Origin of the sequence: Bacillus sp. MD-5, assembly GCF_002201875.1 — a bacterium.
Lineage (GTDB): Bacteria > Bacillota > Bacilli > Bacillales > Bacillaceae > Bacillus > Bacillus stercoris.
In genome coordinates this window covers 271,243-284,341 of the sequence record NZ_CP021911.1, presented here as the reverse complement: position 1 = coordinate 284,341, position 13,099 = coordinate 271,243, and the positions used below count along the sequence as shown (strand labels likewise).

Genomic DNA, 13,099 nt, shown 5'->3' with positions numbered 1-13,099 from the left:
CGTGCACGGCGCTTTTTTATCAGTGCCGTCATACGTTCCATGTACTTTTTGCATTGCGTTTTATTTTGCCTGTCTCATCTCACCGAATGGATAAAAGACGAGAGATTCAGTACCGATGATATCTTCCTCAGAAGGCATGCCCATTCCATTTCTGCTATCTAGTGAATTGAGACGGTTATCTCCCATTACAAAATATTTACCGGAAGGCACCTCAACTTCGAAGTCGCCTGTTAAGGTTCCACCCGACTTTTCGACCTCTTGTTTCTGTTCCTTTAAGTACGGTTCTTCCACCTTTTTATCATTTATGTATAGCTGATCATTCTTCATTTTGATGCTGTCACCAGGCAAACCGATTAAACGTTTGACAAAAGAGCGGCCGCTCATTTTGTCATGAATGACTATGATGTCGCCTCTATGAAACCCGCCAGTCCATTTGACTGCTTTGTCAACCAGAATTCTTTCTGAATCTTTAAGCGTTGGGGCCATCGATGAGCCTTCAACGAGAAAGGGCTTGTAAAACACCAATCTGATCGTAAAAATGAGAGCTGCAATCATAACGATACTGAGTACAACGATCCATTCGATTTTTATTTTTTTCTTTAACGTGATTGTTTTTGCATTCAACTTCCTTCACCCAGTGCTTTCCTAAGAATTCCAAATTATTATACAGCATTTGGATCAGCTTGGTTAGACTTTTGGGGAAATTTTCGTAAGGAAATGGACAGGCCGGGGCAGCCAACTTCCCCGGCCTGTTTCATCAGAGCTTTCTTAAACGCGCACAGATTTCATCAGTGACCTCAGCCATTGTGCTTTGCCCCCCAATGTCGCGTGTTTTGATGCCGTCGGCAGTTACTTGCTCCATTACATCCAGAATTTTCGCCCCCAGTTCTTCCTCCTCGAAGTGGTCCAGCATCAGCTTCGCTGTCCAAATCTGGCCGATTGGATTGGCAAGGCCCTGTCCGGCAATGTCAGGAGCTGAGCCGTGAACCGGTTCAAACATGGATGGATATTTGCCGGATGGATTGATGTTCGCAGAAGGCGCAATGCCGATGCTTCCCATCAGGCTCGAGCTGATGTCGGTTAAAATATCACCGAACAAGTTACTCGCCACAATAACATCAAACGTTTCCGGACGCGTCACAAAAAAAGCGGCCAGCGCATCAATATGCTGGGATGACGTTTCAATTCCGCTATACTCAGCGGCCGTCTGCTGAAAGACTTCATCCCAAAACGGCATCGCGTGATAAATGCCGTTAGACTTTGTCGCACTTGTCACATGGCCGCGCCGTTTTTTCGCCAATTCGAAGGCAAAGCGCATGACACGTTCTGTCGCTTTTCTCGTAAACACGGCATTCTGGATGGCGATTTCATCATCGCCTCTGTGAATGCGCCCGCCGACTTCACTGTATTCACCCTCACTGTTCTCGCGAATCACCACAAGGTCAAAATCATTTGGATGCAAAAGCGGCGACGTAATGCCCGCCATTTGTTTGGCTGGCCTCATATTAATGGAAAGCTCAAGCTCCCTCCGTATTTTCAGCAGCAGCCCCCATAACGAAATATGATCGGGAACCAGCTTCGGATTTCCGACGGCTCCCAAGAAAATGGCTTCAAATTGAGTAAGCGTATGTATTCCATCTTCGGGCATCATTTTGCCGTGCTCCAAGTAATAATCACAGCTCCATGGAAAAGCCGTGAATGAGAATGACAAACCCCCGTGCACCTCAGCCGCTGTATGAAGCACTTTTTCAGCAGCCGCTACAACCTCTTTTCCTACTCCGTCTCCCGGTATTGCCGCAATCTCGAATTGTTTCATCGTCATTCTCCTCCCCCTGTTATCGTAAGCGTTTTCTATTATACTAGATAGCGAGATTGTAAAAAAAGCCCGTGACGTTGTGTCACGGGTGGTGGTTGGTTATTGATTGAGTTTCTTTAAAACAATGGCGTGCAGCGGTTCGTGGGACTGAATGCCGCACACCTCTTGCAGTACGCCGCTGTATCCTTTTTCTTCGATCAGCGCCTGCAGTTCAACCGCTTCAGGGTCACCGGTGAAATCGAAGCGCAGGGCTGCGGCAATTCCTTCCGCCAGTGCGTTCGGCTCTTTTATTTTCTTTGCCGGGCCTACGAGTCTATCATTCTCTCCCAATTTTCTGAGAGGCGATCTCGCTACGCGGGTCACATCGTCCGAAATGAAAGGATTTTCAAAGCGCCCGATGATTTTTTTGATATATTGTTCGTGTTCAGTTTGCTTAAAGCCATACGATTTAACGAGATAGTCACCAGTTTCAAGCAGCGCCGAATGAACGACACGGCGGATTTCCGGATGATCAATTGCTTCTTTGACTGTTTTCAATCCGCGCTGATAGCCGACATACGCTGTCACCGCGTGTCCGGTATTGACCGTAAACAGCTTCCGTTCGATGTACGGCGTTAAATCATCAACAAACAGCGCGCCGTTTATGACTGGTGTTTTCCCTTTAAAGCCTGATTCATCAATGACCCATTCGAAAAATGGTTCAACCGATACTTTCAGCGGGTCTTCATGATGCTGAATCGGCACGATCCGGTCAACGGCAGAATTCGGGAAACCTACCGTTTCACTGACGGATTCCTGCTCTGCTTCCGTTAAATGGCTGTATATCTCTTTCTTTAAGAAGCTGCTTCCGCCAATCATATTTTCGCACGCAATGATATTCAGTGTGTTGGCAGCGTTTCTCTGTCTTAAACCTTCTGCGATAGATGGAGCAATCAGCTTCAGCACATTCGGGCCGACAGCTGTTGTGATGAGCGAAGCCTCATTAATCAGCCGGTACAGCTCCTCCGGCTGGCTGCCGCTGTTAATCGCGCTGACCGGGCCAATGACCTCTGATGAACGTCCTTCTTCTGCCAGTTCGACTGTGTATTCTTTTTTTTCATTGAGGAGGCTGACCATCGTGTCGTTTACATCCGCAAACACCACATCATAGCCAGAGTGGTGAAGCAGCGCGCCGATAAACCCTCTCCCGATATTTCCCGCACCGAAATGTAAAGCGATCATGTCAGTTCACCTCGTTGAAAATGGCGATCAAATCTTCTTCACTTTTAGCGGAGATCAGGCGTTCAATGTTTTCTTCTTCTGAGCAGATAATGGCGATGTTAGACAAAATGTCTAAATGCTCATTATTTTTACCCGCAATGCCGAATATCACTTTTGCCGTGTTGCCTTCTCCGTACTCAACACCGTCTGGAATCTGAATGATTGAGATTCCAGAGTGAAGCACCTCGCTTTTCGCTTCTTCTGTGCCGTGTGGAATGGCAATGAAATTCCCCATAAACGTAGAAGACGTTTCTTCACGTTCAAACATTTTGCTAATGTAATCCTCTGTCACATAGCCGTTGTCAATCAGCGTCTGGCCTGCCAATTTGATGGCCTCTTCTTTTGATGATACCGTTTGATTGAGTTTAATATTTTCCTTTGCGAGTACTTGCATGAGTATCACTCTCTTTCTATAAGATTACTTTTTCAGCTTTTCAATCAGCTCATCGTATTTCGGGCTGTTTAAGAAGTTATCCACTGATATGTGTGTCGCGTTCGGCAGCTTTGCTTTCGCGCGATCTGTTAAATCTTTGTGGGTGATGACAATATCCGCATCGCTTGGCAGATTGTTAATGGCCGTGTTGGTCACACTGATGTCAAGCTCTGCTTTTTTCACTTTGTTTCTTAAGATGGATGCCCCCATGGCACTTGATCCCATTCCCGCATCACACGCAAAGATAATTTTGTTTACGCTTTCAGGAGACAGCTCAGACGCTTCCTCCGCTTTGGTTTGTTCCGCCTCTAAAGCAGCGGCTGCTTGGCTTTTCTTCCCCTTCATGGACTGCATTTTTTCTGTTGCGGCAGCCAGGTCTTCTTCACTTGCTTTTGAGGATTTCAGGATCACTGCTGATACGATGAACGATACAGCTGCAGCGACCAATACACCCGCCAATACGCCGAAATAGCCTCCTCTTGGCGTCATCGCCATCAATGCGATAATGCTTCCCGGTGACGCCGCTGCGACAAGTCCGGCATTAAAGATCGTGAACGTTAAAAGTCCGCTTGCTCCGCCGGCAATGGCTGCGAGAATCAGGGCCGGTTTCATCAAAATGTACGGGAAATAAATCTCGTGAATCCCGCCGAAGAAATGGATGATCGCCGCACCGGGAGCCGTTGATTTTGAAGATCCCTTACCGAAGAACATGTACGCCAGCAAAATGCCGAGCCCCGGTCCAGGGTTTGCTTCCACTAAAAACAAAATGGATTTTCCTGTTTGAGATGCTTGCTCGATTCCGATCGGGCTTAAGATTCCATGGTTAATGGCGTTGTTGAGGAACAACACTTTCGCCGGTTCTACAAAAACACTGGCTACCGGCAGTAAATTCGCGTGTACAATAACTTCCACACCAGCCGCCAGCAATTTGTTTAGTGTCAGGACAACCGGGCCGATGGCGTAAAACGCGAGAATCGTTAAAGCCGCGCCGACAATCCCTGCTGTAAAGTTGTTGATCAGCATTTCAAAGCCTTGTCTGACTTTATCCTTGAACAATTTATCAGTTTGTTTAATGAGGTATCCGCCAAGCGGCCCCATAATCATTGCGCCTAGAAACATTGGAATATCTGACCCGACAATCACCCCGATTGCCGCTGTCGCCCCGACGACTCCGCCGCGGTGGTCGTAAATCATTTTTCCGCCTGTATACGCTATCAAAAGCGGCAGTAAATACGTGATCATCGGGCTGACAAGCGTATTCAGCTGTTCATTTGGAAACCATCCTGCCGGAATAAACAACGCGGTAATGATGCCCCACGCGATAAACGCGCCGATGTTCGGCATGATCATTCCGCTCAAATAACTCCCAAAGCGCTGCACTTTCACTTTCATGCCGCCTTGCTGCTGTTCTTGCTGCTGCATATATAAACCCTCCCTGTTTTGTTTGTCGCTATAAGATACAAAGATATGTTTAGAGAATGATGCCTTCCCTTTGACTCTATGTTAAAACGCTTACATCCCCTATACAATTGAAAGTAAAGAGGACTTTGGCACATGACTGTGACAATTTTTTAAAAATAAAAAGGCTCCTGATATCAGGAGCCTTTTCTTTTTCCTCTATAAATAATGTTGCCGTTTTGAATCACGTACTTTGCAATCATCCGCTCACTCACAATAAAAACGGGATACGCGCACACAAGCGCAAATACAGCCATCGGCACGTGCTGTACAGCTGGCAGCACTGAGCCTGCCGCATTGCGGAGGAGCATCAAAAGATAAATAAGCAGCACGATAGCCGCTAATGATACCAGCATAATCGGAGCTGAAACTTTATATTCATAAAGCCGTTCCCGGCAGTGGCCGCAGCGAAATTGACAAGGCACATTTGATGATCTGACCATATCGCCTGTCAAAGGTTTGCCGCAGTTCGGGCATGGTGTTTCTTTCATAGGGTATTCCTCACTTTCTATTCCATCTGTCTATTATACCAGAGTCCCTTCTGTTACGTTTTGTTGCTGTTCAACACATTTTCACATTTTTTATCATCAGCTTACTTGTCTCCGTCTCTAAAATCCTCTACGCTTAAATAGATCTTAATGAAGAGGGTGTATGAATGCTTCCGATTAATAGACAGCAACACATACTAAAGTGGCTGAAAGAAGAAGGCTCGCTTAGAATTTCTGACATCAGCGCAAGGTTCGGCGTTTCGGAAATGACGGTATATAGAGATGTCAATCAGCTGGTTCAGTCAAATCAAGTCATCAAAACAGCCGGCGGTATCACGCTTCCCGTCCGAACACCTCAAACAGATCATATGTGCAGCTATTGCTTGAAGCCCGTCAATCAAGCACATTCGGTTCAGCTGATTACGGTAAACCAAGACATTGAACAGCTATGCTGCGCACATTGTGCATTTTTGCGTTACGCCGATAAAACGGAAGAGGTTTCACACTTGATTTGCAGAGATTTTCTGTTACACACAACCGTCAGTGCCGGTTCGGCTTATTTTGTCGTAAATGCTGAATTGAACCTGCACTGCTGCCAGCCGCAGGCCATTCCGTTTGCGACGCTTGACCATGCCGAACGATTTCAAAAAGGATTCGGCGGCGCCGTCCGTACTTTCGACCAAGCGCTGGAAGACATGCTCAAAGACAGAAAGAAACGCTGCACCTGCACCAAGAAATAACACAACACATACAGCGGAAGGTGGTGTCTGAGTGATGAAGCGAAACAGATGGTGGATCATTCTGCTGCTTTTTCTTGTTTTCCTGCCGAAAACAAGCTTTGCTCACGCCTATATTGTCAAATCCTCACCTGGGGAAAACAGCGAATTAAAAAACGCGCCTGCACAGGTGGAGATTGAATTTAATGAACCTGTTGAAGAAGGATTTCATTACATTAAAGTCTATAATTCAAACGGCGACCGGGTGGATATGGACAAGACGGAAATCAAAAAAGACAACAATCACATCATGACAGCGAAGCTAAAAAAGAATCTGCCTCATGATGTGTACAGAGCGGAATGGAATGCGGTATCCGCGGACGGGCATCCGGTTTCCGGCGTCATTCCGTTCAGTATCGGGAAAGCGGATGGCGGATTCAGCAGCCAAAAAGCATCCGTTTCAGCGCTGAATCCGGGAACAGCCGCAGATCGCGCGATTCTGTATACAGCCTTATCTCTGTTTATCGGAACGGTTTTCTTCCATCTTTTCTGGTATAAAGGGAAACCAGAACAGCTCGTGAAACGGACGAGACGTATCCTGATCGTCTCGATCGCAGCACTGGGTCTGGCGCTTTTGCTTCAGCTTCCGATTCAAACAAAAGCGAACGCAGGCGGTGGCTGGGGCAGCGCATTCCAGCCGGGCTACATCCGAGAAACACTGTTTGAGACAGCAGGCGGCTCTATTTGGATTATACAGGCCGCACTGTTCGTGCTGCTCGCACTGTCTGTAATCCCTGCAATACGGAAAAACCGCTTTTCATCTTTTGGCTATTGGACTGCGCCGCTCATTTTCTTTTTCGGTCTCCTGCTTGCCAAGGCGTTTACAGGACATGCGGCTGTCGTTGAAGAAAAAACAGTGGGCATTTTGATGGATTTCCTTCATTTATCTTCCGCTTCCATCTGGGTCGGCGGAATCGCGGCACTCGTTTTGCTGCTCTCAAAAGAATGGAGGCAGCCTGACAAAACGCTCGCATGGGAAACGGTAAGCCGGTTCTCCCCATGGGCACTCACTGCAGTCGGCGTCATTTTGTTTTCAGGCTTGCTCAATGGATTTTTCATCATTCGTTCAATGGATTCACTGTTCCATACAGCGTATGGCCAAGCACTTTTAGTGAAAAGCGGGCTGTTTGTTTTCATGCTGGTTTTAGGCGCGATTCATTTTCTTCTCACCAGAAAGCAGCGCCGCACAGGAATCAGCCGAACGTTGAAAGCGGAGTGGGCAATCGGCATTGCTGTATTGATCACAGCTGCTGTGTTTACAAGCCTGCCAAGCCCGCCTGAGCCGCAGCCGGAACCGTTCTACCAAACCAAAGCGATTGAGAACGGACAAAGCGTTTCACTCAGCATCAGCCCAAACCAGCCCGGGAAAAATGTTTTTGAGCTGCGAGTCACCGACCATAACGGAGATCCGGTGAAAAACATCCAGCAAATCACGTTAACCATTTATAAAACAGGGCTGTCAGGCAGCGAAAACAAAAGCACGTTTCAATTAAAAGAGAAAACAAAAGGCGTCTTCCAGGATGAAAACCTGTCCATTAATGAGAAGGGAAACTGGAAGATCAAAGTCCACGGACTGACCGGTGACTTTAACGAAATCAATATCATGTTTACAAAGACCAATTAAAGGAGTGTTTACGTTGTTGAAAAAAATCGCATTGACACTATGTCCGGCTATTGTCGGCTCTCTCTTATTCTTTACGGCTCCTGCCAGCGCGCATGTTTCTGTAAAACCGGCTGAATCTGCTGCAGGCTCTTGGGAAACGTATACAATGAAGGTTCCTTCCGAGAAAAATCAACCGACAACGAAGGTTGTCCTCAAAATGCCGAAGGATGTTGAATTCCAGCAGTACGAGCCAATTCCAGGCTGGAAGGTTTCCACCCAAAAACATGATGACAAATCAGTGTCCGTGACGTGGGAAGCGACTGGCGGCGGTATTCAGGAAGGACAGTTCCAGCAGTTTACCTTTGTTGCAAAAAACCCTGACAAAGCGGAGGAAGCCGCTTGGGACGCATATCAATATTATAAGGACAGCAGCATTGTTGAATGGACAGGTGACGAGAATGCCGATACACCTCACTCCATTACAAAGATCACTTCTGCAAAACAAGTGACAGATGAGCACGGCGCCACGAAAACAGAAGATGATTCTGAAAACGCAGGTTCTTCAGCTCTAGACATTACAGCGATTGTGCTGTCCGCGGCTGCCATTATTTTATCTGTAGCAGCGCTTGTTAAGAAAAAACGCGCCTAATAAAAAAAGCGATCCAGATGTCATGTCTGGGTCGCTTTTTATGTTTAACCGCGGCCTGCCTGGAAAGAAGGATATTTCGTCATTCCGCCGTCTGCAAACAGCGTAATGCCTGTGACGTAGCTGGATTCCTTCGAAGCAAGCCACACCGCTACTGCTGCGATTTCCTCCGGTTCGCCGATATATCCCATCGGAATCATGCTTTCTACATCCGCTTTCTGTTTAGGGTCAGCGAATTTTTCAGCATTGATTGGCGTGTTGATCGCACCTGGCCCGATATTGTTGACGCGAATGCCCTTCGGCGCGTATTCCAAAGCCAACGTTTCAGACATCAGCTTAATTCCGCCTTTACTAGCTGCATAGTGGACAAATAACGGCCACGGAATCATCTCATGCACACTGGACATATTGATGACATTTCCCTTGATATCGTTTTCCACGAAGTACTTAATCGCTTCACGGCTTCCTAAAAAGGCACCCGTTAAGTTCGTGCCGATGACTTTTTCCCAATCCTTAAGCGGCATTTCGTGAGACGGCACAGGATTTTCAAGCCCGGCATTATTAATCATAATATCGAGTGTGCCGAACTCTTTAATTGCCGTTTGCACGATATTTTTTACATCTTCCTCTTTCGTGACATCTCCTTGGGCGACAACAGCTTCACCGCCTGCCTTGATGACCTCTTCTTTTACCTCGTTTGGATCCTGTTTATCACTATAATAGTTGATAACCACTTTTGCCTGCTCCTTGCCGAAGCGGATGGCCATTGCCTTTCCAAGCCCTGATGCAGCTCCTGTAATGGCAACGACTTTTCCTTTTAAATCCGGATACATATACATCTTCCTCCATTTGTTATGAATTTGATTTCGCGATACCCAAGAAGACGGCGGCCGCAATAATCAGGATAATCCCGATTGCAATTGCTATTAGCTGACGTTTCGTTTTCTTTTCACGCAGGATGAAAATACCCCCGAGCGTAGAAATGACAATTCCCATTTGTGAAAGGGAGAAGCTCGTTGCAACGCCAACTCGCGGCTGAGAAATAAACAAAAACATATTTCCGCCTGCCCAGATTAAGCCTGGGAGAATATTTCTGATTGCATACTTGTTAAAGGGTTTGTGTCTATAGGTTAAAACTAACCCCCCGACCACCATGCCAATTGCCTGCGGCAGCAGCGCGGACCAGCCGGACACATTGAACAATCTAGCCACGACTACATAAACCAAATAACCAAGAGTCGAAACAAGGAGAATCAAAATGCCCTTTTTCAAATTGCTTGGCTCGCCTTCTTTTTTATCATTCTTATCTTCCAAGGACGTGAGAATGATTCCCACAATGATAAAGATCAAAGCGAGAACGCCGAGCGTAATCGCAATCGGTGTTGACCATTCGCGGAACACGATCACACCGAACAGCGAGGTGGAAACGAGCTGCATTCCTGTGGAAATCGGCATTGTTTTAGATACGCCCATCAATTGAATGCTTTTCAGCTGGTTGGCCTGTCCAAGTGACCAAAATAAGCCGGATACGATTCCAACAATAAAGATGCGAAGTGACAGAACGGGCTGAACAAAAAAGTAAATAACGATAGAAACAATGAGCGCCCCGATCGTCGTTCCCAGTGTCTGGCTGTACGGCCCGCCGCCTAATTTCACATTGAAGAGAACAATGCTCCCCCAAAACAAAGCTGGGAGAAGAGCCAATAATAAATCCATTGTTGGGGAACCTTCTTTCAAAATGTATTTGCTGTTATTTTGGCTGGAATTGTTGTGATTATTCGCCGGAACACAAAAAGAGCTGCCGGAAAATCCGGCAGCTCTCAGGAGCTTGCATTCTTTTACAAACCGATGGACAAATATTTTGTTTCAAGGTACGGCTCGATGCCTTCCGAACCGCCTTCACGGCCGATGCCGCTTTCTTTCATTCCGCCGAATGGCGCTTGAACCGCTGATGGTCCGCCGTCATTCCAGCCGATAATGCCATACTCTAGATTTTCGGAAATATAGATGCCGCGGCGGTAGTTTTCTGTGAAGAAGTAAGCAGCTAAGCCGTACGGTGTATCGTTGGCAAGCTGAATCGCTTCATCAATATCAGAAAACGTGACGATCGGGGCGACTGGGCCGAATGTTTCCTCATGCATGATATTCATGGACGTATCAACATCGGTAAGCACTGTCGGATTCACAAAGTAGCAACCTTTGTCATCGTTTCGGTCATATGTGCCCCCAGCAATCACTTTCGCGCCTTTTTCAACCGCATCATCAATTTGGCTGACGATTTTTTCAAAGCCTCTTTTGTTGATGATCGGGCCGACATTGACGCCTTCTTCAAGTCCATTTCCGACTTTCAGCTTAGACACTTGCTCGCTCAGTTTCGCAGCAAATTCATCTTTGATGGATTCATGAACGATCAGGCGGTTGGCACATACGCATGTTTGCCCGGCGTTCCGGTATTTGGACGCCATCGCCTGTTCAACGGCAAGGTCAATGTCCGCATCTTCATCTACGATCAGCGGGGCGTGTCCGCCGAGTTCCATTGAAACGTGTTTCACAGTGTCCGCGCTGTTTTTCATGAGGATTTTCCCTACTGGTGTTGATCCTGTGAACGTGATTTTGCGGATTTTCGGACTGCTTGTGAACACATTTCCGATTTCTTCTCCATCGCCGATCACAACCTGAAGAACATCCTTCGGAATACCCGCTTCATATGCGAGGCGCGCCAGTTCATAAGCAGACAGCGGTGTGTCCGGCGCCGGCTTGATGATAAATGTACAGCCCGCAGCAAGAGCAGGCGCCGCTTTGCGTGTAATCATCGCATTCGGAAAATTCCAAGGCGTGATAGCGGCAACGGGACCGACGGGCTGGCGTGTGACCACAATTCGTTTACCCGTTGTCGGAGCGGGGACCGTTCTTCCGTACACACGCTTCGCTTCCTCTGCGAACCATTCAATATAGCCTGCGCCGTATAGTACCTCTCCGACTGCTTCCTGATAGGGTTTTCCGTTTTCCTTTGTAATTAAATCTGCAAGTTCTTCTTTATGTTCAACAATCAGCTCATACCATTTTTTCAAAAGAGACGCTCTTTCGTTCGCTGATGTTTTAGACCACGTTTTAAACGCTTGATGTGAACGTTCAATGGCTTCTTCTACTTCTTTGGCTGATTGCTGAGGGATCGTTTTGATCTCCTCGCCCGTAGCCGGGTTGTAGACCTTTAATTGATCTGGCATATTGAACATTCCTTTCTTTTCATGATTACTTAAAATGATAGCAGACCCGGCCGTTTTCTTTCCAATGATTAAGCTCGCAGGCCCGCCTCCAGGATGCTTAGCCCTTCATTTAAAAGGCTGTCTGAGATGACAAGCGGTGTCAAAAAGCGGATGATATTACCGTTAATTCCCGCTGTCAGCAAAAGTAATCCATTTTGATTCGCATAGGCAGCAATCGCTGCTGCTTTTGCTTTATCAGGCTCACGCGTGTCAGGATCCTTGACGATTTCGATTGCCGCCATCGCCCCGAGTCTGCGGATGTCACCGATGAACGGGAATTCTTGTTTCCACTCATACGCCTTGCCTTCAATGGTTTTTCCAATTTCTTCAGATCGCTCATTCAGCCCTTCTTCTTCAATAATATCCAAGACAGCCAAAGCCGCCGCGCAGCCGAGCGGGCTGCCGGCATACGTGCCCCCTAGCTCGCCTGGCGCTGCCGCATCTAGCATTTCCGCACGGCCGATCACACCGCTTAATGGCAGGCCAGCCGCAAGCGATTTAGACACCGTGATCAGGTCAGGCACTACCTCAAAGTGCTCAATCGCAAAATAAGTGCCAGTTCTGGCAAAGCCGGTTTGAATTTCATCAGCAACAAAAACAATGCCATGTTCTTTGCAGAATGAAGCAACATGCTGCACGAACCTTTTCGAAGGAATAATAAATCCGCCTTCTCCCTGCACCGGCTCCATCACGACACACGCTACCGTTTCAGGCGCAACGGAAGCGATAAAGAAATCATTGAACGCTTGGATCATCATGTCGTCATAGCTTTCATCATTCATGCCGTCCGGCTTCTGATAATAGTAAGGGAATGGCGCTTGATAAACCTCTGACGCAAAAGGCCCGAAACCGAATTTATAAGGTTTTACCTTGCTTGTCATGCTCATCGTCATATTCGTACGCCCGTGAAACCCGCGGGTAAACGAGACAACCGCTTGACGTTTTGTATACTTTCTGGCGATTTTCACAGCGTTTTCGACCGCTTCCGCCCCTGAGTTAAGAAAAATCGCTTTTTTCTCGTGATCGCCCGGTGCAATGCCGCACAGTTTTTCGGCTAATTCGATATAAGACGGATACATCATGACATTGAAGCCTGGATGAATCAGCTCCTCCGCCTGCCGCTTCACAGCCTCAACCACCTTCGGATGAGAGTGACCGACGTTTAACGTTCCGATGGCGCCTGCAAAATCAATAAATCTCCGGCCGTCCAGATCGTACAGCTCAGCCCCTTCTCCTTTGACCGCCAGACTGCGGTTGCCGTTGCTCACACCTTTTGACACAAATTGATCCCGTTTTTGCTGCCATTGTGCAGTTGTGATGCTTGCTGTTGTTTGACTCATGTGAATATCCCCC

At 47.3% G+C, this 13,099-nt stretch carries 13 protein-coding genes; 3 read left to right on the top strand and 10 right to left on the bottom strand.

Going from position 1 to position 13,099, the window contains the following annotated elements; all coding sequences use genetic code 11:
• Nucleotides 1-60: 60 nt before the first annotated feature.
• From sipU to CDO84_RS01250, 6 genes are all read right to left on the bottom strand, one after another.
• Nucleotides 61-624, bottom strand: coding sequence for a signal peptidase I sipU (gene sipU / locus CDO84_RS01275; protein WP_040084157.1), 564 nt, complete (start codon nucleotides 622-624; stop codon nucleotides 61-63).
• Nucleotides 625-757: 133 nt separating this feature from the next.
• Nucleotides 758-1,822 (bottom strand): tartrate dehydrogenase, encoded by a 1,065-nt coding sequence (locus CDO84_RS01270; protein ID WP_082033069.1) that lies wholly within the window; start codon nucleotides 1,820-1,822, stop codon nucleotides 758-760.
• 93 nt (nucleotides 1,823-1,915) lie between these two features.
• Complete coding sequence (locus CDO84_RS01265; RefSeq protein ID WP_040084158.1) at nucleotides 1,916-3,037, bottom strand: mannitol-1-phosphate 5-dehydrogenase; 1,122 nt, start codon at nucleotides 3,035-3,037, stop codon at nucleotides 1,916-1,918.
• Nucleotide 3,038: 1 nt separating this feature from the next.
• Nucleotides 3,039-3,470: a PTS mannitol transporter subunit IIA gene (locus tag CDO84_RS01260; RefSeq protein ID WP_040084159.1), complete on the bottom strand. Its 432-nt coding sequence runs from the start codon at nucleotides 3,468-3,470 to the stop codon at nucleotides 3,039-3,041.
• A 24-nt stretch (nucleotides 3,471-3,494) separates the two neighbouring features.
• Complete coding sequence (locus CDO84_RS01255) at nucleotides 3,495-4,931, bottom strand: PTS mannitol transporter subunit IIBC (protein WP_040084161.1); 1,437 nt, start codon at nucleotides 4,929-4,931, stop codon at nucleotides 3,495-3,497.
• Nucleotides 4,932-5,104: 173 nt separating this feature from the next.
• Nucleotides 5,105-5,458: a hypothetical protein gene (locus CDO84_RS01250; RefSeq protein WP_003246726.1), complete on the bottom strand. Its 354-nt coding sequence runs from the start codon at nucleotides 5,456-5,458 to the stop codon at nucleotides 5,105-5,107.
• Between the two features lie 164 nt (nucleotides 5,459-5,622).
• Between CDO84_RS01250 and ycnK the strand changes: the two genes are divergently transcribed.
• Genes ycnK through CDO84_RS01235 form a run of 3 tightly spaced genes read left to right on the top strand, consistent with a single transcriptional unit; the run spans nucleotide 5,623 to nucleotide 8,483 of the window.
• Nucleotides 5,623-6,195 (top strand): copper uptake transcriptional regulator CutR, encoded by a 573-nt coding sequence (gene ycnK / locus CDO84_RS01245; RefSeq protein ID WP_014662788.1) that lies wholly within the window; start codon nucleotides 5,623-5,625, stop codon nucleotides 6,193-6,195.
• A gap of 34 nt (nucleotides 6,196-6,229) precedes the next feature.
• The gene (ycnJ, locus tag CDO84_RS01240; protein WP_040084162.1) at nucleotides 6,230-7,855 is read left to right on the top strand and encodes a copper transporter YcnJ; all 1,626 of its coding nucleotides are present in this window, start codon (nucleotides 6,230-6,232) and stop codon (nucleotides 7,853-7,855) included.
• A gap of 13 nt (nucleotides 7,856-7,868) precedes the next feature.
• Entirely contained in the window at nucleotides 7,869-8,483 is a 615-nt protein-coding gene (locus tag CDO84_RS01235) for a YcnI family copper-binding membrane protein (protein ID WP_014662786.1), read from the top strand.
• 44 nt (nucleotides 8,484-8,527) lie between these two features.
• On the opposite strand, the gene gdh is transcribed toward CDO84_RS01235, so the two are convergent.
• From gdh to gabT, 4 genes are all read right to left on the bottom strand, one after another.
• Nucleotides 8,528-9,313, bottom strand: coding sequence for a glucose 1-dehydrogenase (gdh, locus tag CDO84_RS01230; RefSeq protein ID WP_040084163.1), 786 nt, complete (start codon nucleotides 9,311-9,313; stop codon nucleotides 8,528-8,530).
• 19 nt (nucleotides 9,314-9,332) lie between these two features.
• Complete coding sequence (gene glcU / locus CDO84_RS01225) at nucleotides 9,333-10,196, bottom strand: glucose uptake protein GlcU (RefSeq protein ID WP_014662784.1); 864 nt, start codon at nucleotides 10,194-10,196, stop codon at nucleotides 9,333-9,335.
• 122 nt (nucleotides 10,197-10,318) lie between these two features.
• Nucleotides 10,319-11,707: a succinate-semialdehyde dehydrogenase gene (gene gabD / locus CDO84_RS01220; protein ID WP_014662783.1), complete on the bottom strand. Its 1,389-nt coding sequence runs from the start codon at nucleotides 11,705-11,707 to the stop codon at nucleotides 10,319-10,321.
• A 68-nt stretch (nucleotides 11,708-11,775) separates the two neighbouring features.
• On the bottom strand, nucleotides 11,776-13,086 hold the full coding sequence (gene gabT, locus CDO84_RS01215; protein ID WP_040084164.1) for a 4-aminobutyrate--2-oxoglutarate transaminase: 1,311 nt from the start codon (nucleotides 13,084-13,086) through the stop codon (nucleotides 11,776-11,778).
• Between the last annotated feature and the right edge of the window lie 13 nt (nucleotides 13,087-13,099).

Bases quoted from the DNA above. Each gene is read 5' to 3' on its own strand.
- CDO84_RS01270 (WP_082033069.1), bottom strand. From the start codon at position 1,822: ATGACGATGAAACAATTCGAGATTGCGGCAATACCGGGAGACGGAGTA.
- CDO84_RS01265 (WP_040084158.1), bottom strand. From the start codon at position 3,037: ATGATCGCTTTACATTTCGGTGCGGGAAATATCGGGAGAGGGTTTATC.
- CDO84_RS01260 (WP_040084159.1), bottom strand. From the start codon at position 3,470: ATGCAAGTACTCGCAAAGGAAAATATTAAACTCAATCAAACGGTATCA.
- CDO84_RS01255 (WP_040084161.1), bottom strand. From the start codon at position 4,931: ATGCAGCAGCAAGAACAGCAGCAAGGCGGCATGAAAGTGAAAGTGCAG.
- CDO84_RS01250 (WP_003246726.1), bottom strand. From the start codon at position 5,458: ATGAAAGAAACACCATGCCCGAACTGCGGCAAACCTTTGACAGGCGAT.
- ycnK (WP_014662788.1), top strand. From the start codon at position 5,623: ATGCTTCCGATTAATAGACAGCAACACATACTAAAGTGGCTGAAAGAA.
- ycnJ (WP_040084162.1), top strand. From the start codon at position 6,230: ATGAAGCGAAACAGATGGTGGATCATTCTGCTGCTTTTTCTTGTTTTC.
- gdh (WP_040084163.1), bottom strand. From the start codon at position 9,313: ATGTATCCGGATTTAAAAGGAAAAGTCGTTGCCATTACAGGAGCTGCA.
- glcU (WP_014662784.1), bottom strand. From the start codon at position 10,196: ATGGATTTATTATTGGCTCTTCTCCCAGCTTTGTTTTGGGGGAGCATT.
- gabD (WP_014662783.1), bottom strand. From the start codon at position 11,707: ATGCCAGATCAATTAAAGGTCTACAACCCGGCTACGGGCGAGGAGATC.
- gabT (WP_040084164.1), bottom strand. From the start codon at position 13,086: ATGAGTCAAACAACAGCAAGCATCACAACTGCACAATGGCAGCAAAAA.